The 24901-nt window shown below is 64.4% G+C and carries 22 protein-coding genes; 14 read left to right on the top strand and 8 right to left on the bottom strand.

Going from position 1 to position 24901, the window contains the following annotated elements:
- Nucleotides 1-56 precede the first annotated feature (56 nt).
- Together carB and U3648_RS06025 are read right to left on the bottom strand one after the other, a co-directional pair.
- Nucleotides 57-3389, bottom strand: a complete 3333-nt coding sequence (gene carB / locus U3648_RS06030) for a carbamoyl-phosphate synthase large subunit (protein ID WP_420858342.1) — start codon at nucleotides 3387-3389, stop codon at nucleotides 57-59.
- Between the two features lie 146 nt (nucleotides 3390-3535).
- Entirely contained in the window at nucleotides 3536-4798 is a 1263-nt protein-coding gene (locus U3648_RS06025; protein WP_420858341.1) for a glycosyltransferase 87 family protein, read from the bottom strand.
- A gap of 113 nt (nucleotides 4799-4911) precedes the next feature.
- On the opposite strand from U3648_RS06025, the gene U3648_RS06020 reads away from it, so the two are divergent.
- The 5 genes from U3648_RS06020 to U3648_RS06000 all read left to right on the top strand — a co-directional run bounded on the left by U3648_RS06020 (nucleotide 4912) and on the right by U3648_RS06000 (nucleotide 11364).
- Nucleotides 4912-6048 (top strand): aminodeoxychorismate synthase component I, encoded by a 1137-nt coding sequence (locus U3648_RS06020; protein ID WP_420858340.1) that lies wholly within the window; start codon nucleotides 4912-4914, stop codon nucleotides 6046-6048.
- Nucleotides 6003-6647: an aminotransferase class IV family protein gene (locus U3648_RS06015; RefSeq protein WP_420858339.1), complete on the top strand. Its 645-nt coding sequence runs from the start codon at nucleotides 6003-6005 to the stop codon at nucleotides 6645-6647. The genes U3648_RS06020 and U3648_RS06015 overlap by 46 nt, the downstream gene beginning before the upstream one ends.
- A gap of 72 nt (nucleotides 6648-6719) precedes the next feature.
- Nucleotides 6720-8681, top strand: coding sequence for an aspartate--tRNA ligase (gene aspS, locus U3648_RS06010; RefSeq protein WP_420858338.1), 1962 nt, complete (start codon nucleotides 6720-6722; stop codon nucleotides 8679-8681).
- A gap of 91 nt (nucleotides 8682-8772) precedes the next feature.
- The gene (locus U3648_RS06005) at nucleotides 8773-10158 is read left to right on the top strand and encodes a DUF1800 domain-containing protein (RefSeq protein WP_420858337.1); all 1386 of its coding nucleotides are present in this window, start codon (nucleotides 8773-8775) and stop codon (nucleotides 10156-10158) included.
- Between the two features lie 3 nt (nucleotides 10159-10161).
- Complete coding sequence (locus tag U3648_RS06000) at nucleotides 10162-11364, top strand: DUF1501 domain-containing protein (RefSeq protein ID WP_420858336.1); 1203 nt, start codon at nucleotides 10162-10164, stop codon at nucleotides 11362-11364.
- Nucleotides 11365-11366: 2 nt separating this feature from the next.
- Here U3648_RS06000 and U3648_RS05995 read toward each other — a convergent pair whose 3' ends face one another.
- Both U3648_RS05995 and U3648_RS05990 read right to left on the bottom strand, forming a co-directional pair.
- Entirely contained in the window at nucleotides 11367-11537 is a 171-nt protein-coding gene (locus U3648_RS05995) for a hypothetical protein (RefSeq protein WP_420858335.1), read from the bottom strand.
- A 174-nt stretch (nucleotides 11538-11711) separates the two neighbouring features.
- Entirely contained in the window at nucleotides 11712-12434 is a 723-nt protein-coding gene (locus U3648_RS05990) for a response regulator (protein WP_420858334.1), read from the bottom strand.
- A gap of 162 nt (nucleotides 12435-12596) precedes the next feature.
- Between U3648_RS05990 and mce the strand changes: the two genes are divergently transcribed.
- The gene (gene mce, locus U3648_RS05985) at nucleotides 12597-13001 is read left to right on the top strand and encodes a methylmalonyl-CoA epimerase (protein ID WP_420858333.1); all 405 of its coding nucleotides are present in this window, start codon (nucleotides 12597-12599) and stop codon (nucleotides 12999-13001) included.
- 40 nt (nucleotides 13002-13041) lie between these two features.
- Nucleotides 13042-13332 carry a DUF1467 family protein gene (locus U3648_RS05980; RefSeq protein WP_420858332.1) on the top strand — a complete coding sequence of 97 codons (291 nt, stop codon included), beginning with the start codon at nucleotides 13042-13044 and terminating at the stop codon, nucleotides 13330-13332.
- Nucleotides 13333-13393: 61 nt separating this feature from the next.
- Here U3648_RS05980 and U3648_RS05975 read toward each other — a convergent pair whose 3' ends face one another.
- Genes U3648_RS05975 through U3648_RS05965 form a run of 3 tightly spaced genes read right to left on the bottom strand, consistent with a single transcriptional unit; the run spans nucleotide 13394 to nucleotide 15807 of the window.
- The gene (locus U3648_RS05975; protein ID WP_420858331.1) at nucleotides 13394-14089 is read right to left on the bottom strand and encodes an EI24 domain-containing protein; all 696 of its coding nucleotides are present in this window, start codon (nucleotides 14087-14089) and stop codon (nucleotides 13394-13396) included.
- A complete protein-coding gene (locus U3648_RS05970) occupies nucleotides 14086-14664 on the bottom strand; it encodes a nitroreductase family protein (RefSeq protein ID WP_420858528.1) in 579 nt (192 codons plus the stop codon). Before U3648_RS05970 ends, U3648_RS05975 begins: the two co-directional genes overlap by 4 nt.
- A 39-nt stretch (nucleotides 14665-14703) precedes the next feature.
- Entirely contained in the window at nucleotides 14704-15807 is a 1104-nt protein-coding gene (locus U3648_RS05965; RefSeq protein WP_420858330.1) for a class II histone deacetylase, read from the bottom strand.
- A 63-nt stretch (nucleotides 15808-15870) separates the two neighbouring features.
- Here U3648_RS05965 and U3648_RS05960 point away from each other — a divergent pair, with 63 nt between their 5' ends.
- Together U3648_RS05960 and U3648_RS05955 are read left to right on the top strand one after the other, a co-directional pair.
- Nucleotides 15871-16125, top strand: a complete 255-nt coding sequence (locus U3648_RS05960) for a DUF167 domain-containing protein (protein ID WP_420858329.1) — start codon at nucleotides 15871-15873, stop codon at nucleotides 16123-16125.
- Nucleotides 16126-16201: 76 nt separating this feature from the next.
- Nucleotides 16202-17233, top strand: coding sequence for a GlxA family transcriptional regulator (locus tag U3648_RS05955; RefSeq protein ID WP_420858328.1), 1032 nt, complete (start codon nucleotides 16202-16204; stop codon nucleotides 17231-17233).
- 8 nt (nucleotides 17234-17241) lie between these two features.
- Here U3648_RS05955 and U3648_RS05950 read toward each other — a convergent pair whose 3' ends face one another.
- Nucleotides 17242-19191, bottom strand: a complete 1950-nt coding sequence (locus U3648_RS05950) for a 3-hydroxyacyl-CoA dehydrogenase NAD-binding domain-containing protein (protein ID WP_420858327.1) — start codon at nucleotides 19189-19191, stop codon at nucleotides 17242-17244.
- A 228-nt stretch (nucleotides 19192-19419) separates the two neighbouring features.
- On the opposite strand from U3648_RS05950, the gene U3648_RS05945 reads away from it, so the two are divergent.
- From U3648_RS05945 to U3648_RS05925, 5 genes are read left to right on the top strand one after another with little or no spacing between them, the layout of a single operon-like run.
- Entirely contained in the window at nucleotides 19420-21717 is a 2298-nt protein-coding gene (locus tag U3648_RS05945; protein WP_420858326.1) for a bifunctional salicylyl-CoA 5-hydroxylase/oxidoreductase, read from the top strand.
- On the top strand, nucleotides 21714-22472 hold the full coding sequence (locus tag U3648_RS05940) for an SDR family NAD(P)-dependent oxidoreductase (RefSeq protein ID WP_420858325.1): 759 nt from the start codon (nucleotides 21714-21716) through the stop codon (nucleotides 22470-22472). The genes U3648_RS05945 and U3648_RS05940 overlap by 4 nt, the downstream gene beginning before the upstream one ends.
- Complete coding sequence (locus U3648_RS05935; RefSeq protein ID WP_420858324.1) at nucleotides 22469-22942, top strand: MarR family winged helix-turn-helix transcriptional regulator; 474 nt, start codon at nucleotides 22469-22471, stop codon at nucleotides 22940-22942. Before U3648_RS05940 ends, U3648_RS05935 begins: the two co-directional genes overlap by 4 nt.
- A 1-nt stretch (nucleotide 22943) precedes the next feature.
- Entirely contained in the window at nucleotides 22944-23744 is an 801-nt protein-coding gene (locus tag U3648_RS05930) for an enoyl-CoA hydratase family protein (RefSeq protein WP_420858323.1), read from the top strand.
- Nucleotides 23744-24901: an acyl-CoA dehydrogenase family protein gene (locus U3648_RS05925; RefSeq protein WP_420858322.1), complete on the top strand. Its 1158-nt coding sequence runs from the start codon at nucleotides 23744-23746 to the stop codon at nucleotides 24899-24901. The genes U3648_RS05930 and U3648_RS05925 overlap by 1 nt, the downstream gene beginning before the upstream one ends.

Raw genomic sequence — 24901 nt, 5'->3', positions numbered from 1 at the left:
ACAACCACGCCCGCACGCGGTGCGATCGGCCTCCCACTCAATCCCGTCGGTCGGCGCTACCCCTGCAACGCCCGCACCCGCAGTTCGCCTTCCTTGCCTTCGCGCATTGCCAGTGCGGCGGCGTGCGAGGCAGCGGCGGTGGTGAAGTAGGGGATCTTGTCATAAAGCGCCACGGCCCGGATATCGCGGCTGTCCTCGACCGCCTGCGCCCCTTCGGTGGAGTTGAAGACCAGTTGCACCTCGCCGTCCTTCAGGCGGTCGACGATGGTGCGCCCGCCTTCATAGACCTTGTTGACCTTTTCGGCGGAAATTCCGTTTTCGGTCAGCCATTTGGCGGTGCCGGAGGTGGCGATGATCTTGAAGCCAAGACCTTCGATGATCTGGGCGCATTCCAACATCATCGGCCCCTTGTCGGCGTCCTTGATCGACAGGAAGACGGTGCCTTCGGTCGGCAGGTGCGTGCCTGCGCCCAGTTGTGCCTTGAGGAAGGCGCGGGCAAAGTTGCGGGCCCAGCCCATGACCTCGCCGGTAGAGCGCATTTCCGGCCCAAGGATCGTATCCACGCCGGGGAAGCGGGCGAAGGGCATGACGGCCTCTTTCACGCTGAACCACGGGGTGTTCGGATCTGCCAGGGTGAACGGGTTGCCCAGCGGCAGCACGGTCATCGGGTCTTCGGCCTCGGGGTAGGGGGCGCGCAGCGGGAAGTTCGACAACGGCTCGCCCGCCATCAGGCGCGCGGCGATCGACGCAATCGCGCTGTCGGTCGCTTTGGCGACGAAGGGCACGGTGCGCGAGGCACGCGGGTTCACCTCGATCAGGTAGACATCGCCATCCTTGACGGCGAATTGCACGTTCATCAGGCCGACCACATTCAGCGCCTTGGCCAGCGCCTCGGTCTGGCGGCGGATTTCGGCGATGATTTCGGCGGACAGGGAATGAGGCGGCAGGCAGCAGGCGCTGTCGCCGGAATGGACCCCGGCCTCTTCGATGTGCTGCATGATCCCCGCAACATGTGTGTCCTTGCCGTCGGACAGGCAGTCCACGTCCACTTCGACCGCGCCGGACAGGTAGCTGTCCAGAAGCACCGGGCTGTCGCCGGACACGACCACCGCGTCACGGATGTAGCGTTTGAGCTGATCCATGTCGCGGACGATTTCCATCGCCCGGCCGCCCAGAACGTAAGACGGGCGGATCACCAGCGGGAAGCCAATATCCTTGGCGATTTCAAAGGCTTGTTCGTCGGTCGACGCGATGCCGTTATGCGGCTGCTTCAGGCCAAGCCGGTTCACGAGGTCCTGGAACCGTTCGCGGTCTTCGGCAAGGTCGATGGCGTCGGGCGTGGTGCCTAGGATCGGGATACCCGCCTCTTCCAGCGCATTGGCCAGCTTCAGGGGGGTCTGGCCGCCGAACTGGACGATCACCCCGTGCAGGGTGCCATTGTCCTGCTCGACCCGCAGGATTTCCATGACGTGTTCAAAGGTCAGCGGTTCGAAATACAGCCGGTCCGACGTGTCATAGTCGGTCGACACCGTTTCCGGGTTGCAGTTGATCATGATCGTTTCATAGCCCTGATCGGTCAGGGCGAAACAGGCGTGACAGCAGCAATAGTCGAACTCGATCCCCTGACCGATCCGGTTGGGGCCGCCGCCAAGAATGACGACCTTCTTGCGGTCGCTTGGGCGGGCCTCGCATTCCACGTCGCCCATCGCGGGGGCCTCATAGGTGGAATACATATAGGGGGTCTGGGCCTCGAATTCGGCGGCGCAGGTGTCGATCCGTTTGAACACGGCGTTGACGCCAAGGTTCTGGCGGGCGCGGCGCACGTTGGCCTCGTCCCGGCCGGTCAGCTTGGCAAGGCGGGCATCGGTAAAGCCCATCATCTTGACATTGCGCAGGCCCTCTTCGGTCACCGGCAGGCCGTTCTTGCGGATATCTTCCTCGGCCTCGATGAGTTCGCGGATGCGGGCAAGGAACCACGGGTCAAAGGCGGTGACGCCGATGATCTCGTCATCGGTCAGCCCGTGGCGCATGGCCTGGGCGATGGTGCGCAAACGGTCGGGGGTGGCCACCGACAGGGCCTTGATCACCGCGGCCTTGTCCGGCGCGCCGGGGATCTCGACCTCGTCAAAGCCGGTCAGCCCGGTCTCCATCGACGCGAGCGCCTTTTGCACCGATTCATGGAAGGTGCGGCCGATGGACATTGCTTCGCCCACGGATTTCATCGCGGTGGTCAGATGCGGTTCGGACCCCGGGAATTTCTCGAACGCGAAGCGGGGGATCTTGGTCACGACATAGTCGATGGTGGGCTCGAAGGACGCCGGGGTCACCTTGGTGATGTCGTTGTCCAGCTCATCCAGCGTATAGCCCACCGCCAGCTTGGCCGCGATCTTGGCAATCGGGAAACCGGTCGCTTTGGAGGCCAGCGCCGAAGACCGCGACACGCGTGGGTTCATTTCGATCACGACCATCCGGCCATCTTCGGGGTTGATCGCCCATTGCACGTTCGACCCGCCGGTTTCCACGCCGATCTCGCGCAGCACGGCGATAGAGCCGTTGCGCATGATCTGGTATTCTTTGTCGGTCAGGGTCAGGGCCGGGGCGACGGTGATGCTGTCGCCGGTGTGGACGCCCATCGGGTCCACGTTTTCGATGGAACAGACGATGATCGCGTTATCCGCCTTGTCGCGGACGACCTCCATCTCGAATTCCTTCCAGCCCAGCAGGCTTTCGTCGACGAGGATCTGGTTCACCGGGCTGGCATCCATGCCCGAGCGACAGAAGTGGATGTATTCTTCGCGGTTGTAGGCCACGCCGCCGCCGGTGCCGCCAAGGGTAAAGGCGGGACGGATGATCGCAGGCAGGCCGATATGCTCCAATTCGTCCAGCGCCATTTGCACGCCTTTTTCAAGGTCGGCATTGCCGTTGGGTTTTTTCGGGGCTGTGATGATGGTGGCCTTGGGGTTTTCCAACCCGATCCGGTCCATCGCCTCGCGGAACAGTTTCCGGTCTTCGGCCATTTCGATGGCGTCGCGGTTGGCGCCGATCATCTGCACGCCAAATTTCTTCAGCACGCCCATTTCTTCCAGTGCGAGCGAGGTGTTCAGCCCGGTCTGCCCGCCCATGGTCGGCAACAGCGCGTCGGGGCGTTCCTTTTCGATGATCTTGGCCACGACCTCGGGGGTGATCGGTTCGATATAGGTGGCGTCGGCAAGGCCCGGGTCGGTCATGATCGTCGCCGGGTTGGAGTTGACCAGGATCACCCGGTATCCCTCTTCCCGCAGGGCCTTGCAGGCCTGTGCGCCAGAGTAGTCGAATTCGCAGGCTTGCCCGATAACAATGGGCCCCGCTCCGATGATCATGATCGACTTGATGTCGGTTCTTTTCGGCATGGGGCTCTCCGTCGTCTATGTGGCAGCGGGCCACCCGCCGCACCCGGAGGAATCTGTCCGGGGGCAGGGCGCGCCCAAATTGTCGTGGGTTATAGGGATGGAGTGGCGGGGCGCAAGGCCCCAATCGCCCCATTCAGGCGGAAACTTCAGTCTTTCGAACGGCTGGGTGCAAGGAACAGGGCCAAACCCAACCCGATCATCGCCAAGGTGCCCGCGATCTGCGGCAAAAGGATCGTTGCCGTTACCGATGAGAATACCCCCAACGCAGGCAGGGTCAGCGGCGCGGCAATCCCCAACACGATCAGCCCACCCCGGCGTGGCCCGAACCTGTCGATCATCGCGGGCAGAAAGGCCAGCGCCGGAAGGTAGTGATACCCCCAGCTTAGCGGGGAAATAAGTGCAAGTCCCACAAGGAAGGCGGGCCAGAAGAGAACATCCGACGTCCGCCTTGCATAACTTGCTCCCCCAAGTGCAAGGCCGAGCATCGCGGCAAGAGATAGTCCGGACCACACCGCGCCCTTTTGCAGAACCGACCAGCCCAGTAGTGCCTGCGCATCGGCCGCGTTATCCAACCCCGCAACGAACTGCAGGTCGTCGGCAAAGGCAATCTGCGCCACCGTCGGGTCCACTCCGAACGTGAAATAGGTGACAAGGGCGGTGTTCTTGATCGCAGACACATCGGACAAGAAGGTCTGATGCAGTGGCCACCCAGCAAGCAGGATGGACACCGCGCCCAGAACCGAACCGACAATCGCGAAACTGGCCACGCTGCGCCCCCGGCCAGAGGCCAGCCACAGAAGTGCGAGCATGGCCGGATAAAGCTTGATCGCGGCGGCCAGCGCTAGGGCCGCCCCGGCCAGCCGCGCCGCCCCGGCCCGATCCCGCTCAATTGCTGCGACGATCAGGAAGCTGACAAGGATCTGCGGCTGGTTCTGTTCCAGCGCGACCGATCCCGGCAGGGTGGCCACCATCACCCCAAGGCCCAGGAGGAGAAACCGGACCAAGGCCCAGTCGCGAAGCCCGGTGGCCCGTCCGGCAAGCGTGACCATCCCGGCCATCAGGAGCGGGTTGACAAAACTCGCCCCGGCCTGAAACGCGTCTAATCCGACGAACGGTGTGATCCAGCCTGCCAGAACCGCCCAGATTGGCGGATAGACGAAGGGAAAGACCGCCTTTTCCCGGCCCTGTTCTTGAAGAAACGGCCACCATTCGGACGGCGGCAACATGGTATAAAGCCCGTCATACCCGGCGTAGACCTGATCGGTCGCCCCTGCCGCGTGGAAATGACCCGCCAGCCAGGTTGCCATCAGATCTGGCGAATGCCCGAAACCGAACGCAGCGAAGGACACTGCCGTGAACCCAACAAAAATCGCCCAAAGGACAAGGGTCGCGCCGTTGATTTTGCCCATCTCTGCCCCTCGGGTCCGCCTTTTGTGGCTGTTTGGACGTTTTCTGCCCTGTCCTAACCTGCGTGGTCAACTTAAGTAGGCACCGATGAGTGGGATCGACAAAGGGTGTTGCGGTGCGGATTCGCTTTGATCGCGGACCAGAGCAGGAAACAGGTGGCGCAGCCGCCCGGTTCGACGCGCCCGAACGCCTGATCGAGGCGCAGACCCCCGAGGGCGTGCCGATGGCCCTTGCCGCGCTGGATGCCGCGCTGGCGGAGGGGCTGTGGATCGCGGGCTACGCCAGCTATGAACTTGGCTATGCGCTGGAACCACGCCTTTTGCCGCTGATCCCCGAAGACCGCCGAGTGCCCTTGTTGCGGTTCGGGGCCTATCGCGGGCCAGAGGAGGCCCCCGCACTGCACCGCGGCCCGGCCAGTCTGACCGCGCCGCGCCCGCAATGGGACTCGGACCGCTATGCCTATGCCTTTCGGCGGCTGCATGACTGGATCGGGGCCGGGGATATCTATCAGGCCAACCTGACCTTTCCGCTGGGCGCCGATGTGACCGGCACGACCGAGGCGATCTATGCCGCACTGACAGAACGGCAAGCCGTGGGTCACGGGGTGCTGATCGAACAGGACAGCGGCCCGGCGCTTCTGTCCCGCAGCCCGGAGCTGTTTTTTCGGATCCACGCGGGTGGCAAGCTGGAAACCCTTCCGATGAAAGGGACCATGCCGCGCGGGGAAACGGATGTCGACGATGCCGCCAACCGCGCCTTTCTGTGGAGTGACACGAAGAACCGGGCCGAAAACCTGATGATCGTGGACCTCTTGCGCAACGACCTGTCGCGCATCGCCGAGGTGGGCAGCGTCAAGGTGCCGGAACTGTTCAAGGTCGAAACCTACGCCACCGTTCACCAGATGGTCAGCCGCGTGACCGGGCAATTGCAGCCGGGCACCGGGCTGGGCGATGTGTTTCGCGCCCTTTATCCCTGCGGGTCGATCACCGGTGCGCCAAAACTGCGCTCGATGGAGATCATCCGGGCGCTGGAGGGGACCGCGCGGGACATCTATTGCGGGTCGATCGGATGGGCCGCGCCGGATGGGCGGGCCGAATTCAACGTGGCGATCCGCACCATGATGGTCGAGGATGGCAAGGCCCGCCTGAATGTGGGCGGCGGGGTGGTCTGGGATTCCACCGCCCCCAGCGAATACGAGGAAGCCCTGTGGAAAGCCCGTTACGCGGCCGCGTTCCAGACGGAACACGGCTGATCGAAACCTTTCGCGCCGATCCCGGCGGGGCTGTTGCCCACGCCGACCGTCACCTTGCGCGGATGGCGCGGGGGGCGGCCGCGCTGGGCTATTCGTTCGACGCGGGCGCGGCGCGGCAGGTGATGGCCGTGACGGTCGATACCGCGACCCGCTGCCGGCTGACGCTGGATGCGGCTGGGCGGTTTGACCTGACCACCGCCCCGTTGCCGCCCACCCCGGCGGAGTGGCGGGTGGCGATCCACCCCGACCGGGTGCAGTCGGATGATCCATGGTTGCGGCACAAGACCACGCAAAGGGCGCTTTACGATGCCGCCCGCGCGGATCTGCCCGCTGGCACCGATGAAGTCCTGTTCCTCAACGAACGGGGCGAGGTCTGCGAAGGGACGATCACCAATCTGTTCGCCGAACTGGCCGATGGGGCGCGGGTCACGCCGCCCCTGTCCTCGGGCCTGCTGCCCGGTATCCTGCGCGAAACCTGTCTGTCCGACGGGTGGCAGGAACGGGTTCTGACCCCCGCCGACCTGTCGGCTGCCCGCCGCATCTGGATGGGCAACGCCCTGCGCGGGCTGATCCCGGCCCGGATCGTCCCGATTGCTTGACAATGGTCGCGCAACCGAGTGTATCGGCGTGACGCCGACAAAAGACGCCCGAAACCCAAGGAACGCCCGAAAATGCACGCCTATCGCTCTCATACCTGCGCCGATCTGACCGCCAAGAACGTGGGCGATACCGTTCGCCTGTCGGGCTGGGTCCATCGGGTTCGTGACCACGGCGGGATCCTGTTCATCGACCTGCGCGACCACTACGGGATCACCCAGGTGCTGTGCGACCCCGACAGCCCCGTGTTCGCCGAGGTGGAAAAGGTGCGGTCCGAATGGTGCATCCGCATCGACGGCACGGTCAAGGCGCGCGACCCGGAACTGGTGAACCCCAAGATCCCGACCGGCGAGATCGAAGTTTTCGTGCGCGACCTTGAGGTGCTGGGCGCCGCGCAGGAACTGCCGCTGATGGTGTTCGGCGATCAGGAATACCCGGAAGAAACCCGGCTGCGCTATCGCTACCTCGACCTGCGGCGCGAAAACATGCAGCGGAACATGACCCTGCGGTCGGACGTCGTGGCGTCCATGCGCAAGCGGATGTGGGACAAGGGGTTCCGCGAATTCCAGACCCCGATCATCACGGCATCGAGCCCCGAAGGCGCGCGCGACTTCCTTGTGCCGTCGCGTCTGCACCCGGGCAAGTTCTATGCGCTGCCGCAGGCCCCGCAGCAGTTCAAACAGCTGATCATGGCCTCGGGCTATGACAAGTATTTCCAGATTGCGCCCTGCTTCCGCGATGAAGACCCGCGCGCCGACCGGTCGCCGACGGACTTCTACCAGCTTGACCTTGAAATGAGCTTTGTCACCCAACAAGACGTGTTCGACACGATCCAGCCGGTCCTGCAAGGCGTGTTCGAGGAATTTGGCGGTGGCCGCAAGGTCGATGCCGACTGGCCGCAGATTTCCTATGCCGATGCCGCCAAGTGGTATGGCACCGACAAGCCCGACCTGCGCAACCCGATCAAGATGCAGGATTGTTCGGAACATTTCCGCGGCTCCGGCTTTGCGATCTTCGCCAAGCTGCTGGAGCAGGACGGCACCGAGATCCGCGCGATCCCGGCGCCCACCGGCGGCAGCCGCAAGTTCTGCGACCGGATGAACGCCTTCGCCCAAAAAGAGGGCCTGCCGGGGATGGGGTATATCTTCTGGCGGGAGAAGGGCGCTCAGGAAGGTCATCTTACAGTCGGCGACATGCTAAGAAATGCTCTTGCCAAAACAGCCGCTTCAGAGATTCTCTTGACTGGCATCAAGGAGGAACAGGATCGAAAAGTAGCGGAGCAAGTCGCTGAGTTCTTGAAGACTGGTGAGACTTCCCGTGCTCGATTGCTTGTGGACGGATACTTCGGAAAACATGAAGCCGCAGGCCCGCTGGCCAAGAACATCGGCCCCGAGCGGACCGAGGCGATCCGCCAGCAGCTTGGCCTTGGCATCGGCGATGCGGCCTTCTTCCTTGGCGGCAAGCCGAAGACCTTTGAAGGCGTCGCCGGCAAGGCCCGCAACGTCATCGGCGAGGAACTGGGCCTGACCGACAAGGACCGGTTCGCCTTTGCGTGGATCGTGGATTTCCCGATCTACGAAAAGGACGCGGAAACCGGCGCGATCGACTTTGAACACAACCCCTTCTCCATGCCGCAGGGCGGGATGGAGGCGCTGATGGGCGACCCGCTGGAAGTCAAAGGCTTCCAGTATGACCTTGCCTGCAACGGCTATGAACTGGTCTCGGGCGCGATCCGCAACCACAAGCCGGACGTGATGCTGAAGGCGTTTGAAATCGCGGGCTATGGCGAGGACGAGGTCAAGAACCGGTTCGGCGCCCTGTTTCAGGCGTTCCACTATGGCGCCCCGCCGCACGGGGGCTGCGCCGCCGGGATCGACCGGATCGTCATGCTGCTGGCCGATACGGTCAATATCCGCGAGGTCATCATGTTCCCGATGAACCAGCGGGCTGAAGACCTGATGATGAACGCGCCCAGCGATCCCAGCAACGAACAGCTGCGTGAATTGCGGCTGCGGGTGCTGCCGCCCGAGGACTGATCGGCGGAAAATTGTATCAAGGTTCTGAAAAGGGGCGGCATTTGCAGCCCCTTTTCCTATATTGGGGGCATGAACCGTTGCGCGTGCCTCTATGTCGTTTGACCCCATCCTGTTTGAAACCCGGTTTGGCATGGGGCTGCGTCCCGGCCTGACCTCGCCCGACGGCGTCCCCGCGATCATCGCCCGCCTGTCCGGCCCCGATCTGGCCGCCGCCCGGTTTCCGATCCCCACCTATGCTGCCGCCGAACCGTCGCTGCGCCAGTTGTCCGAAGTGTCCCGCGACCGTAACGCCGCCCGCCGCGCCGGACAGGACGACCGCGCCGACCGGTTGGAGGAAGACCGGCGCGAAATGCTGCAAGCCGCACAGGTATTACGGCAGCAGACGCTTGCCGCCACACTCGCACGCGCGGTCGAGTCCGAGGACGGGCTGCGTGAACGTCTGGTCCGGTTCTGGGCCGATCATTTCACCCTGACCGCACGGGTTGGCGGGTCGTCCCACCTTGTGACCCCCTTCGTGGAAGAAGCGATCCGGCCACACGTCACGGGCCGCTTCGAGGAGATGCTGGTGGCGGTGACGCTGCACCCGATGATGCTCCTCTACCTCGATCAGGCGCAATCCGTCGGCCCGGAGAGCCGCGTGGGTGGCGGCGGACGCCGGGGGCTGAACGAAAACCTTGCCCGCGAGGTGCTTGAACTGCACACGATGGGGGTCGAAGGCGGATATTCCCAAACCGACGTGCGGCAACTGGCCGAGCTGTTCACCGGGCTGACACTGGATCGGGACCGGGAATTCTGGTTTCGGGCGGAGGCGGCGGAACCGGGCGAAGAGAGGGTTCTTGGGCAAACCTATGGCCCCACCCCACAACTGGCCGAGATCCGGCGCGCCCTGACCGATATCGCCGCCCGGCCCGAAACGGCCCGCCATATCGCCCGGAAACTGGCGGTACATTTCGTGTCCGACCTGCCGCCCTTGGGGCTGGTCGATGCGCTGGCGGCTGATTTTTCGGCCACGGGTGGGGACCTCCTGTCGTTTGTGCACAGGATGCTGGACCATCCCGCGGCATGGACGGCAGAACGCGCCAAGGTGAAAGACCCGTTTGGGTTTGTGGCGTCGTCCCTGAGGGCGCTGGCGGTTCCGGGCGCGGCGATCACAGCGCTTGACCCGCGGATCGTGCGGCGGGATTTTGAACGCCCCCTGGGGCTGATGGGGCAGCCTTGGGAGAAACCGATCGGCCCTGATGGATGGCCGGAAGAGCCCGACGCCTGGGTCACGCCGCAGGGGATGGCGGCGCGGATCAACTGGGCATTGTCGGTGCCACGCCGGATGGTCGACCGCCTGCCGATGCCCATGCGGTTTGTGCCCGATGCGCTTGGCCCCGGCGCGGCACCCGCCGTGACGCAGGCCGCCCGCGAGGCGCCCAGCCGACGCGACGGGGTGGCCGTTATCCTGTGTTCCGCCGCCTTCCAGAGGAGATAGGACATGGCGCTTTCCAGACGCGACCTTTTGCTGGGGCTGGGTTGTTCGGTGGCGGCGTCGCCCCTGATGACGCCCGTGGCCTTTGCCGATGTGCCCGGCGACAACCGGCTGGTGGTGATCGTGCTGCGCGGGGCGATGGACGGGCTGGACGTGCTGCGGCCCTATGGCGACCCGTTCTATGCGGGGCTGCGGCCGACGCTCGCGGCCGGGGGCGGGCCCGACCTTGACGGGTTCTTCGGGCTGCACCCGGCCCTTGCGCCCCTGCGCCCGCTGTGGGACGCGGGCGATCTTGGCTTTGCCCACGCGACCTCGACCCCTTATCGCGATGTCCGGTCCCATTTCGATGGGCAGGATGTGCTCGAGGCCGGGGTGGCGGACCCCAAGGGCGATCTGCGGGACGGTTGGCTGAACCGGCTGGTGCAGGTCGTGCCGGGCGCGCAATCCGACACCGCCTATGCCATCGGGCGCGACAGGATGCTGATTCTGGCAGGCGCGGCAGAGGTGGCGCATTGGGCGCCCGAGGCGCAGCTGGACCTGAACCCCAGCACCCGCCGCCTGATCGAACTGGTGCATGACGGTGACCCGCTTTTTGAACAGGCCAGCGCCGAGGCGATCGAAATCGCCCAGCAGATCGACGCAGAGGCCGGGGCCGACGCGGCGCTGGAAGACATGATCTCCAGCGATCCGATGATGGAAGGGATCGCCCTGCGCGGTGACCATATCAAGCTGGCCGAATTCGCGGCCGGGCGGCTGAGGGGCACATCGCGGATCGCCAGTTTCTCGCTGTCGGGCTGGGATACCCACAATCGGCAGGGCCAATACCTGTCCCGTGCACTGGACCGGCTGGCGGCGGTTCTTCTGACGCTTCGGGCGGGGCTGGCAGACCATTGGGACCGGACCGCGATCCTCTGTCTGACGGAATTCGGGCGCACCGCGCGGGAAAACGGAACCCTAGGCACGGATCACGGCACCGGCGGGGCGATGATCTATGCCGGGGGTGCCCTGCGGGGGGGCAGGGTGCTGGGCGACTGGCCGGGACTGTCCGATTTCGACCTTTACGATGGTCGCGACCTGATGCCGACGCGTGATGTGCGGGCCTATGCCGCCTGGGTCCTGCGGGCGCTATACGGGGTCAAACCGTCCACGCTTGCGGGAATGATCTTTCCCGGGGTCGACCTTGGGGCCGATCCCGGGATCGTCAGGTAGCCCTACAGGGTCGAAATGACCGCCGCGGTCTCGTCGGCGATCCCGGTGGTCGGGCCGCCGATGGCGGTTGCCACCGCCACGCTCAGAAGCAAAAGGCCGGCAGTCAGAACCATCCAGTCGATGGTCGTATTGCCGTCTTCGGATGTCACGAAGGTTTGCAGAAAAGGGGTCATTGCTCTGTCCTCTACTCGTTACAACTCATTGTTCACGGATATTGGTCAATTCCGCTTATTCTCTGGGATCGCACCCCAATTCGACCCGGCGGTGACAGGAGATTGACCGCCGCAGATCGTTTTTTGGGCAATATTGCGTCGGTGCCGCTTGGGCCGGCTGCCTGCGACAGTGCGCTAGATCGGCCCCGACGCACCCAGCCGGGCGGTGACCAGTCTTGACAGGTCGGCGCGGGCGGCGGCGATCAAGGCAGGGTCACTGCGGGACTGGCCAAGGCGGCCTGCAGCCTCGCCAAGGTCCGTATCGTCGGCGGTCCGGGCAAGGCCGCCCACGAATTGCGACAGATAAGCGACCGTGTCGGACGACAGGGCGCCCCTGTCGGCAAGAACATCCGCGACCAAGGCCAGATCGTCGCGCAGGGCCAGCGGATCAGGTTCGACCACCTCGTCCCGGACAAGGCGCGGGCCGGGCGGCTGCCGGTCCTTGGGCAGAAGCGACAGGATTGCGTTCTGGAACGCGGACAAAGAGGCGACGGGCTTGGCAATGAACCCATCCGCCCCGGCATCCATGGCACGGTTGGCAGCATCCGGGTCGCCGCTGGTGCCAAGGACGACGTCAACCCGTGGCGTCCCGTGGGTCAGGTCATGGATCAACCCTTCGCCCGGGCCGTCGGGCAGGCCAAGATCGACGATGACGACAGAAGGACGATAGACCTTCAGGTGCTGGCGGGCGTGGGCAAGGCTGTCGGCCCGCCGGATCCGCGCGCCGGACCGCTGGCACAAAAGGCGGATCGCGTCGCAGGCAAAGCGGCTGTCTTCCACCACCAGAACCGTCAGCCCCAGCAACGGGCGGTTGGCGGTCGGCGGCCGCATCACAAGGAAGTCGTCAAGGTTGTCCATGGTCCAGTCCTCTGGAAGGCAGCAGTTGAACTGGACAGATTGATGCACAGGCTTGGTGAACGCGGGGTTAACGCCGACGCGCGCGCCCCGCGACGCTTTGCCCGTTGCGTCATCGCGCCCGCCGGGGAATAACCGGCGCAAAGTTGCGAAAGGGATATTTCCATGATCGGTCGCCTGAATCACGTCGCCATCGCTGTTCCGGACCTCGACGCCGCATCGGCCCAATATCGCACCGCGCTGGGGGCCAAGGTCGGCGCGCCGCAGGACGAACCCGATCACGGCGTCACCGTGGTGTTCATCGAGCTTCCCAACACCAAGATCGAACTTCTGTATCCGCTGGGTGACGACAGCCCGATCAAGGGGTTTCTGGACAAGAACCCCTCGGGCGGCATTCACCATGTCTGCTACGAGGTTGAGGATATCATCGCCGCCCGCGACCATCTGAAGGCAACTGGCGCCCGGGTTCTGGGCACCGGCGAACCAAAGATCGGCGCCCATGGCAAGCCGGTCCTGTTTCTGCACCCGAAAGACTTTAACGGCTGCCTGGTCGAGCTAGAACAGGTCTAGGGCCCAAGGCCCGCATCGAACCGACGAAAGGAACCCCGCAATGGCTATTACATCGGCACTAGTCCTTCTGGCCGTGATCTGGTTCATGGTGCTGTTCATCGTTCTGCCGCTGCGGCTGGAAACCCAGGGCGACCGGGGCGATGTCGTGCCGGGCACCCATTCGTCGGCCCCGGCGGATTTCAGCTTCAAGCGCAAGGCAAAGATCGTGACCCTGGTCGCGGTGCCGATCTGGGTGGTGATCGCCGGGACGATCCTGTCGGGGGTGATCAGCGTGCGCGACATCGACTGGTTCCACCGGATGTCCACGCCGCAATCGGTGCAAACGGACTGACGCTTCGTTAGGGTGGGTCAAGACCCACCCTACGTTTCAGCGCAACACCGCAAGGTGGGTTTCAACCCACCTTTGCCGCCAGCCGGTGGTAGAGATGGGTAAAGGTCGCGGCCCCAAGGATCGGGACCAGAAGGTTCACCAGCGGGATCGTCAGCGGCACGGCCATCAGGCACCCCGCAAGCCAGATTTCCCCGAAATGCCGCGACCGTAGCGCCTTGGCCCCGTCGCGCCCTTCGCGCCGCATCGCGGCCAGTTGGAAGTATTCCCGCCCCAGCAGGAACCCGTTCAACCCGTAAAAGATGACCGGCGCGGCGAAGGGCAGGATCACATAGGCGAATATCGCAAGGATATTCGCCCCGAGGAGCACGCCAAGGAAATTGACGGAGTCCTTCAATCCCTCCCAGAAGGTCACGCGTGGGGGGCGGGGCAGGTGCGGGTAATGCGCGTCCTCGACCGCCTGTGCGATGTCGTCCAGAAACAGCGAGGTGATGGCCGAGGCGACCGGGATCATCAGGAAGATTGATAGAAACAGCATGAAGAACAGCGATCCCCAGGACAGAAGGTCGCCGATCCATGTGATTTCGCCCACGCCGGGCAGGGTTATGGCCTGCGGGTCGATCAGCGAGACAAGCCACAACAGCCCTGCATAGGCCCCGTACAAGAGCGCGATGGTCAGGGCGATGCCCAGCCACAGCACCCGCTGAAACCGGCCGTCGGGCAGTTGCCCCACGGCTTTCAGGAAGTCGGACAGGATCATTCGGAAACCCGGCTGACGATCTTTGACAGGTCCGGGCGGGGCCGGTCGGGCGCGGCGGGGCCGGGGGTGCCGATATGGATCAGCCCGGCAACGGTTTCGCCGGTCCCAATGCCCAGAACCTCGGTCGCGAAGGTCCGATCATGGCTGAACCAGCCCGATAGCCAGTTCGCGCCCCAGCCCGCCGCCGTGGCCGCGTTGACCAGCCCAAGGCAAAGCGCGGCCGCCGATTGGACCTGTTCGATCTCGGGGATCTTGTCGGAGGGCACGGGGGCTGACACCACCATCACCGCCAGCGGCGATCCCCGGTAGGTGCCCGCCGATTTGGCGATCTTGTCGGGGTCGACGCCTGCAGCTGGGCCACGCGCCTCGATCTCGGCCGCGATCCGGTTCAGGGCCGCATCTTCCAGCACCACCAGCCGCCAGGGTTCCAGCTTGCCATGATCCGGCACCCGCAGCGCCGCCGTCAGAATTTCGGTCAGCGCGGCCTCGTCCGGCCCCGGCCCGGTCATCATCTTGGCCGGGTAGGACCGGCGGGTCAGCAGGAAATCGAGGGCGGGTTGGTTCCGGTCGGGCATCTGCGGTCCTTCGTTCATGTGGTCAGCCCCTAGATAGGGTCAGGCAAGCGCCGATGCCATATCGGTGATCAACCCCTTGGTGAATTCTTCAAACCGGGCGTCGGGCTGGCGAATGTCCCAGATGTCGCCAAAGGGGTCTGGCGCGTCGATGGCGCTGCCCGACAGTTCCGCCAGAACAGCATGGCCACAGAAGGGAACATAGGTTTCGGAATAGCCGCCTTCGTGGACCATGACCAACCGGCCGTCGCAGACCTCGGCGGCAAGGTCCATCACCTGCCGGGTCATGGCGCGGAAGCTGCCCATGTGGCACAGCATCCGGCCCAGCGGGTCCATCGCGGCGGCGTCAAACCCGCAGGCGATGATCAGCACATCCGGGGAGAAATCGCGGATCGCGGGCAGGGCAAGGCGGTCCATCGCGTCCAGATAGGTCGCCTGGCCCGACCCGGCGGGCAGGGGGATGTTCAGATTGGTCCCTTCACCCGCGCCTACGCCCCGGTCCTCGAACGCGCCGGTGTCCCACGGGTAGTTCCGGTCCTGATGGATCGACACGGTCAGCACATCGGCCCGGTCGTAAAAGATCGCCTCGGTCCCGTTGCCGTGGTGCACGTCCCAGTCCAGCACGGCAAAGCGTTTGGCCAGTCCCGCGGCGCGGGCGGCCTCGATCGCGATGGCGATATTGGCGAACAGGCAGAATCCGTTGGGATATTCGGGCAGGCAATGGTGCCCGGGCGGGCGCGACAGGGAATAGGCGTTGTCCAGATCGCCGCGCAGGACCGAAAACAGTGCGGCTTTGGCAAGGCCCGCCGACTGCGCCGCCATCTCGTAGCCACCGGGGCCAAAGGGGGTGCGCCGCCCAAGTTCTCCGCCGCCCGTGTCGGACAGGCGCTTGAATTCGGTCAGGTAGCGTTGGGGGTGAACCCGCAGCAGGTCTTCGGTGGTCACCGGATCGGCCCCCTGCAGGACCAGGTCGCGGGCCAGCCCCGTCACCTCGATCAGGTTCTTCAAACGGCGCTTGGATTCCGGCGTCTCGGGCAGGCCGCCATTGACGACCGGTTGCACCAGCCCGCCGACAGGCAGGTTTTCGGCATAGTTGCCGCCCGAATGCCAGAAACATTTCTCGTCCCAGAAAAACCCTGTCGCCATGATTTGCCCCTTTGATCCCGTGTCGGCGGTGACAGTTCCACCGATCCGGGATAAGGGCAAGGGATGAGCCTCCCGGACCTGTCCCACCTTGCCCAAGAGGGCGCCGAGATTGCCGTGCGCGTGACCCCGAAGGCCGCGCGCGACAGGATTGTGGCAGAGGGTGGTGCGATCCGGGTCTATGTCACCACCGTGCCCGAGGACGGCAAGGCCAACAAGGCGGTGGTCAAGCTGCTGTCCAAGGCGCTGGGCCTGCCGAAAACCCGGCTGGACCTGATCCGCGGGGCGACCGCGCGCGACAAGGTGTTTCGGATCCTCTAGGCGGGCAGGGGCTTTCAGGGGATGGCCAGAGCGGTTATAGACCGGCCAGCCGGAGGCGCAGCGCGACGGGACGACGATGGACCTAGACGATTTCATCCCGAAAGGGGCGGCCAGCCTGAACGTCAGCTATGACGGCCCTCCGCGCGACTTTCACTTCCTGCTTTTGCCCAAGCTGACGATGCTGGCGTTTTCCTCGGCGGTAGAGCCGCTGCGGGTCGCCAATCAGGTCACCAAGCGGATGCTCTATCGCTGGTATACGGTGACTGCCGATGGGGTGGCCGTGCGCTGTTCCAACGGGGTTCGGATCACGCCCGACATGGGGCTGCCGAAACTGGGGGGCAAGGACACGGTCTTTGTCTGTTCCGGGGTGGAACCGAACGAAGCGGCCCAGCCCATCGACCTTGCCTGGCTGCGGCGGCAGCGCAGTTTCGGGGCGACGATGGGCGGGATCTGTTCCGGGGCCTTTGCGCTGGCGCAAGCGGGGCTGATCGGGGACCGGGCGTTCACATTGCACTGGGAAAACCAGCCGTCGTTCCGGGAACATTTCCCCGATCTGGAACCGACCCAGAACCTCTATGAAATCGAAGACAAGCTGATGACCTGCGGCGGCGGGTCGGCGGCGACCGACATGATGCTGGAAATCATCGAAAACGACCATGGCCGGGAACTGGCGGTGATCGTGGCCGACATGTGCATCCATGCCCGCGCGTCGAACCGGAAGGCGCCGCAAAAATCGGCCCTGTCAGTGGCCATTGGTAGCCGCAATCAGCACCTCTTGAACGCCATCCAGCTGATGACGGACCGGCTGGAAGACCCGCTTCAGATCGAGGATATCTGCGACCGGCTGGACGTGTCGCGACGCCAGCTGGAGCGCCTGTTCAAGAAATACACCAACGTGTCGCCCAGCCGGTTCTACTATGACCTGCGGATCAGCCGGGCCCATGCGCTGTTGAACGAAACCAACATGTCGGTGACGGAAATCGCGGCGGCGACGGGGTTCAATTCGACCGATCACCTGTCTGTGCAATTCCGCAAGAAATTCGGGGTCTCGCCCAAGGCCTTCCGCAAGGGCTGGAGCGCGGCGCGCGCCGCCGTCCCGGATGCCTGACCGGAGGGCTATGTGCCCAGCGCCCCCAAATGCATTGGCCCGCCTCGCCAACGTGGAAAGCCAAAGGCGTTGACCATCACCACATCGATGTCATCCGGGCTTTGCGCGATGCCTTCGTCCAGAATGCGCCCGGCCTCTGCCCGCATGACGCCAAGCAGCCGGTCGATGATCCGCGCGGGCGCGATGGGCTGACGCGTAATGCCCTTGCGCGCGCTTTCCGACAGGATCAGGGCCTCGGTCTCGGGGCTGGGCAGCGGTTTGCCCGCGGCGTCGTAGGTGTAATAGCCACGGCCCGACTTGCGCCCGAAATGTCCCGCCTCGCACAAAAGGTCGCCGATATGGACATAGCGCTGATCGGCGTCGCGGGTCGCCGCGCGGCGTTTACGCATGGCCCAGGAGATATCCAGCCCGGCAAGGTCCTGCATCTGAAACAGGCCCATCGGAAACCCGAAATCTTCCATCGCGGCGTCGATCTGCCACGGCAGGGCACCATCCTCCAGCATGTATTCGGCCTCTTGCCGGTAGGCGGACATGATCCGGTTGGCGATGAACCCGTCGCAGACCCCGGCCAGCACCGGGATCTTGCCCAGCTGTTTGGCCAGCGCGACGCCGGTGGCAAGCACCCTGTCGTCCAACCCGTTCGGCACCACGATTTCCAGAAGCTTCATGATGTGCGCAGGCGAAAAGAAATGAAGCCCGATCACCCGGCCCGGATCGGCAGACGCGGCGGCAAGGGCGCCCACGTCAAGGTAGGATGTATTGGTTGCCAGAACCGCGTCTGGCCGCACCACCCTATCAAGCTGAGCAAAGACCGTCTGTTTTACCGATATGTCTTCGAACACCGCTTCGATCACAAGATCGGCGTCGGACAGCGCGGCATAGGTATCGGTCGCGGCAAAGGCGGCAAGCCGGTCGGCGTGGGTCGCCGGGGTCAGCTTGCCACGCTTCAGGCTGTCGTCGAGGATGGTCTGGACACGGTCCCGCCCGGCACTGGCGGCAATGACGTCCCGTTCGATCATCGTGACGGTCAGCCCGGCCAGAAGGCAGGCCGCTGCGATCCCGGCGCCCATCGTGCCGCCGCCGATGATGCCCACATGGAACAGAGGCAGGGGGGTGACGCCCTTTAGCCGGTCCAGTCGCGTGGTTGCCCGTTCGGCAAAGAAGATGTGGCGCAAAGCTTTCGACTGGTCGCTGTCGCGCAGGGACTGGAACGTCGCCGCTTCCCGCAACAACGCCTGTTCAACAGGAAGGGCGATGGCATTGCGCAATGCCTCCACCGCTGCCTCTGGGGCAATCTGCCCACGCGCCCGCGACTGTATCCTTTCCGCCGCTGCATCGAATGCCCCCGGCGCGGTTTCAGACCTTACAGGCCGTGCAAGTGTCGGGGCAGGGGAAGTGCCGCTCCGCGCCATGTCGATGGCGGCTTCTAGCAGGTCGCTCGTTGCCACCGCATCGATCAGCCCGGTTTCGAACGCGCGGCGGGCGTTGACGGGTTTTCCTGTGGCGATCATGTCCAGCGCGACGTCCACGGCCACCAGCCGGGGCAGGCGCACGGTTCCGCCCGCGCCGGGGATAAGGCCCAGTGTCACCTCGGGCAGGCCAAGCCTGGCATCGGCACGCGCCACGCGCCGGCGGCAGGCCATGGCCAGTTCCAGCCCGCCCCCCAACGCCGTGCCGTGGATCGCGGCAACCCAGGGCTTGGTTGCCGCTTCGATCCGGCGCAGCACATCAGGCAGACGCGGGTCGCGCGGGGGGTGGCCAAATTCGCGAATGTCGGCACCCGCAACAAATGTGCGCCCGGAGCAGGCCAGCACGACCGCCGAAACCTCGGGGTCTGCCTCTGTCGCCGCCACGGCATCCCATAGTCCTTGGCGGACGGCCTGCCCGGTCGCGTTGACCGGCGGATTGTCGATCGTGACCACGGCGACCGTGCCGTTTCTTTCGATGCTGACGACCATTAGTGCCCTGCTGCCAAGAAACTGCACAGCGGGCGATCCGGCGCGATGGCCTGGAGATGGTTGTCGGGTTGGATCATGAGGGCCCGTTGCAGATTGCCGTATTCGCCAGATTCAATATCATTTAGGTCTAGATATTTCAAGCTTGAAGTAAATTCCGACTCTGGCTAGGCTGCTTCCACAGTCCGGGCGAAAGCCGCCTGCACTGGGCGTCACTGTGGAGGGCCGGAAATGCGTGTTGCATGTCTTGGTGGGGGTCCGGCGGGCCTGTATTTCGCCATCTCGATGAAGCTGCGCGACCCGTCACACGAGGTGGTGGTCGTCGAACGCAACCGCGCAAACGATACATTCGGCTGGGGCGTGGTCCTTTCCGACGATGCGCTGGAAAACCTTGAAATCAACGACCCGGTCAGCGCCCGCGCGATCCGCGATCATTTTGCCTATTGGGACGATATCGCTGTCATCCATGACGGGGTGCGTACGGTGTCAGGCGGGCACGGCTTTGCCGGGATCGGGCGTAGGCAGATGCTGATCCTGTTGCAGGAACGCGCCCGTGATCTGGGTGTGGACATGCGGTTTGAAACCGAATTCACCAGCGCCGAAGACTACCGCAAGGATTTTGATCTGGTGGTCGCGACCGATGGGATCAATTCGCGCGTCCGCGCCGAATACATTGATCAGTTCCGCCCGGATATTGACGTGCGCGAGTGCAAGTTTGTCTGGCTTGGCACCAACCAGAAATTCGACGACGCCTTTACCTTCATCTTTGAAAAGACGGAACACGGCTGGGTCTGGGCCCATGTCTATCAGTTCGACGAAAACACCGCGACATTCATCGTCGAATGCCAGCAGGACACCTGGGATCGCTGGGGGTTCGAAGGCATGTCCAAGGAAGAAACGGTCGAGACATGCCGCCGGATATTCGAGTCGCATCTGGGTGGGCATGAGCTGCGCTCGAACGCGGCCCATCTGCGCGGTTCCGCCGTCTGGATGAACTTCCCGCGCGTGATCTGCGAAACATGGCATTACGAAAACGTGGTGCTGATGGGCGACGCAGCGGCGACCGGACATTTCTCCATCGGTTCTGGGTCGCGTCTGGCCTTTGACAGCGCGATTTCGCTGGCCACCTACCTGCATTCGGAACCGACGATGGAAGCGGCGTTCGAACGCTATCAGGCAGAGCGCCGGCTGGAGGTTCTGCGCCTGCAATCGGCGGCGCGTAACTCGCTGGAATGGTTTGAACAGGTCGAACGCTATCTGGACCTTGACCCGGTGCAGTTCGCCTATTCCCTGCTTACCCGGTCGCAGCGGATCAGCCACGAAAACCTGCGCCTGCGCGATCCGAAGTGGCTGGAAAGCGCAGAACGCTGGTTCCAGACCCGGGCGGGGGTCGCAATGGACGCCCCGGTGCGCGCGCCGATGTTCGCGCCCTTTGCCCTACGCGACATGGCGCTGAAGAACCGGATCGTCGTGTCCCCCATGGCGCAATACAAGGCAGTCGACGGTTGCCCGACCGATTGGCATCTTGTCCATTACGGCGAACGGGCCAAGGGCGGGGCGGGTCTGGTCTATACCGAAATGACCTGTGTGTCGGCCGAAGGGCGGATCACGCCGGGCTGTCCGGGCCTTTATGCGTTGGAACACGAAACCGCATGGCGGCGGCTGACGGATTTCGTTCACGCCGAAACGGACGCGAAGATCTGCTGCCAGATCGGGCATTCGGGGCGCAAAGGGTCCACCCAACTGGGGTGGGAGGAGATGGACGCACCGCTGAAGGGCGGGAACTGGGAGGTCATGTCGGCCTCGGCCATTCCATGGTCTGACCGCAACGCAATCCCGCGCGAAATGACCCGCGCGGATATGGACATGGTTCGGGATCAGTTCGTCGCGGCGGCGCAGATGGCCGATCGGGCCGGGTTCGACATGATCGAACTGCATGCGGCGCATGGCTATCTACTGTCGTCCTTCATCTCACCCATGTCGAACAGGCGCGGCGACGAATATGGCGGGAGCCTTGAGAACCGGATGCGCTATCCGCTGGAGGTTTTTGCCGCCATGCGCGCGGTCTGGCCCGAGGCCAAGCCGATGTCGGTGCGAATATCCGCCAATGACTGGGTGGGAGAGGATGGCGTGACGCCGGAAGAGGCCGTTGAAATCGCAGGCGCCTTCAGCGCGGCAGGCGCCGACATCATAGACGTCAGCGCGGGCCAGACCAGCAGCCAGGCAAGGCCCGTCTATGGCCGCATGTTCCAGACCCCGTTCAGCGACCGGATACGCAACGAGGCGGGGATCGCCACGATGGCCGTCGGCAATATCTACGAGGCCGACCACGCCAATTCGATCCTCATGGCGGGCCGGGCCGATCTGGTCGCCGTGGGCCGCCCGCATCTGGCCGATCCCTTCTGGACCCTGCACGAGGCCGCCCGCATCGGGGACCGCGCGGCTCCGGATTGGCCGCTGCCCTATCTGGCGGGCCGCGATCAGGCGTGGCGGCTGGCTGACCGCGAAGCAGAGGCGATCCGGGTATGAGTGTCGACGGGCGTCATATCGTTGTGACCGGTGGCGGCACTGGCGTTGGCCGGGCCATGGCCGAGGCCTTTGCACATGCGGGCGCAAAGGTCACGATCTTGGGCCGCCGCGAAGGCCCCCTGCGCGAGGTGGCAAAGCAACATAAATTCATCGGTTGGGTGACCTGCGATGTGACAGACCCCGACACCGTACGCGCCGCGTTCCGGCAGGCGCGCGGGTTGAACGGGCCGGTTTCGGTGGTCGTGGCCAATGCCGGGGCCGCCGAAAGCACCCCGTTCCACCGGATGACCCCCGATCAGCTTCACGCGATGTTGGCCGTCAATCTGGGCGGGGTGGTCAACGCATGGCAGGCGGCCCTGCCCGACATGAAGACGGACGGATGGGGGCGGCTAATCGCCGTCGCCTCGACTGCCGGGCTGAAGGGCTATGCCTATGTGTCGGGCTATGCGGCGGCAAAACATGCGGTGGTCGGGCTAACCCGGTCGCTGGCGCTGGAACTGGGCAACAGCGGCGTCACCGCCAACGCGATTTGCCCCGGTTTCATCGAAACCCCGCTGCTGGACCGATCCATCGCCAATATCATCGAAAAGACCGGCATGGACGAATCCGCCGCCCGCGCCAGCCTTTTGGCCGGTAACCCGCAAGGGCGGTTCATCCAGCCCGAAGAGGTCGCGGGAACCGCGCTGTGGCTTTGTTCGGACGCGGCGCGCTCGGTCAATGGCCATGCGCTGACCCTGTCAGGAGGCGAGATATGACACCCAAACCGGCGGACGCCCGCAAATCCGAACCGATGTCGAAATCACGGCTGCGGCTGTGGCTGAAGCTGCTCAAGACCTCGGGCCTGATCGAAGAGGAACTGCGCCGCCGGTTGCGGTCGGAACTGGGCACGACCCTGCCGCGGTTCGATGTGATGTCGGCCCTGTCGCGGGTGCCCGAGGGGCTCAAGATGAGCGAGATTTCCCGCAGGCTGCGAGTGTCGAACGGCAACATCACCGGCATCGTCGACAAGCTGACAGAGGACGGGCTGGCGCTGCGGGTGTCGGTCCCGGGCGACCGGCGGGCCAACCTTGTGCGGCTGACACCCAAGGGCAACGCGGCCTTTGCCGAGCATGCCGCCCGCCACGAAGAGTGGATCGACGAAATTCTGGCCGGGCTGAATGCCGATGACGTGGCGGGCATGGTTCTTCGCCTCGACCATTTGCTGGACACGCTGGAGGACGACTGACATGCGCAGCGACGTGACCCATTTCCAGTGCCGCATCGAGGGCGGAATCGCGCATGTCGCGCTGGACCGTCCGGACCGAAAGAACCCCCTGACCTTCGACAGCTACGCCGAATTGCGCGACTGGTTTCGCGACCTGCACTACGACGAAGAGGTGAAGGCCGTGGTCTTCGGCCCAAATGGCGGGAATTTCAGTTCAGGCGGGGACGTGCACGATATCATCGGGCCGCTGACCAAGATGAACATGAAGGATCTGTTGGCCTTTACCCGTATGACCGGAGACCTGGTCAAGGCGATGATCGGCTGCGGCAAACCCATCATCGCGGCGGTTGATGGGGTCTGCGCCGGGGCCGGGGCGATCATTGCAATGGCGTCGGACCTGCGGGTGGCGACGCCAGAGGCAAAGGTCGCCTTTCTGTTCAACCGCGTCGGGCTGGCGGGCTGTGACATGGGCGCCTGCGCCATCCTTCCCCGGATCATCGGGCAGGGGCGGGCGGCAGAGCTTTTGTATCTGGGCCGGTCGATGACCGCCGAAGAAGGCGCCGCATGGGGGTTCTTCAACCGCGTCGTGCCGCAAGCCGACCTGATGGACACCGCCGGGGACATGGCGGCGCGCATCGCCGCCGGGCCAGGCTTTGCCAATATGATGACCAAGACGATGCTGGCGCAGGAATGGTCCATGGGCCTTGATCAGGCGATCGAGGCCGAGGCGCAGGCACAGGCGATCTGCATGCAGGGGCAGGATTTCCACCGCGCCTACCATGCGTTCGTTGCTAAAAAGAAACCTGTGTTCGAGGGCGACTGATGGCTGACCGGAGCTTTCTTGACTGGCCGTTTTTCGACGATCGCCACAGGCGTCTGGCGCAGGATCTGGATGAGTGGTCCACGCACACCCTGCAAGGCGTTGACCACGGGTGCACCGATTCCGCCTGCCACATCCTTGTCAGCAAGTTGGGTAAGGCCGGCTGGCTGGATCACACGGCCGCCGCAGACGGTGAAACACTGGACGTTCGCAGCCTGTGCCTGACCCGCGAAACCCTTGCCCGCCACGATGGTCTGGCCGATTTCGCCTTTGCCATGCAAGGGTTGGGTACGGGCGCGATTTCCCTGTTTGGCAGTCGTGCGCAGAAATCCGAATGGCTGCCCCTGACGCGGACCGGCCAGGCGATCGCTGCCTTTGCCCTGACCGAACCGGGGTCGGGGTCGGATGTGGCGAACAACACGATGACGGCCCGGCGGGACGGGAACCACTATGTCCTGAACGGCGAAAAGACATGGATATCCAACGGCGGGATCGCTGACGTCTATACGCTTTTTGCGCGGACGGGCGAAGCGCCTGGCGCGAAGGGCATGTCGGCCTTTGTCGTGCCTGCGGGTCTGCGGGGGTTCGAAGTGGTCGAACGGCTGGAGACCATTGCGCCGCATCCGCTGGCCACCCTGAGGTTCACCGATTGTCGCATTCCCGCGTCTTCCCTTATCGGCACGCCGGGGCAGGGGTTCAAGATCGCCATGTCCGTGCTGGACGTGTTCCGTTCTACCGTCGCGGCGGCCGCGCTGGGCTTTGCCCGTCGCGCGCTGGACGAGGCCCTTGCGCGTGTCACCTCCCGACATGTGCAAGGTGCCCCGCTGATCGACCTGCAAATGGTGCAGGGTCATATCGCGGATATGGCGCTGGACGTGGATGCATCGGCCCTGCTGACCTATCGCGCGGCATGGGCCAAGGACATGGGTGCGCCGCGTGTGACGCGCGAGGCAGCGATGGCCAAGCTGTTTTCGACCGAAGCCGCGCAAAAGGTCATCGACCGGGCGGTGCAGCTACATGGTGGGGACGGGGTCAGGTCGGGCGAAACCGTCGAACGGCTTTATCGCGAAATCCGGGCGCTGCGTATCTACGAAGGCGCGTCGGACGTGCAGCGCGTGGTGATCGCGCGGCAAACGCAGGCCAACATGGGAGAGGCATGA

Origin of the sequence: Marivivens marinus, from assembly GCF_035969385.1 — a bacterium.
Taxonomy (GTDB): Bacteria; Pseudomonadota; Alphaproteobacteria; order Rhodobacterales; family Rhodobacteraceae; genus SELP01.
The sequence above is the reverse complement of the archived record's forward strand: the minus strand, read 5'-3'. Positions and strand labels throughout refer to the sequence as shown.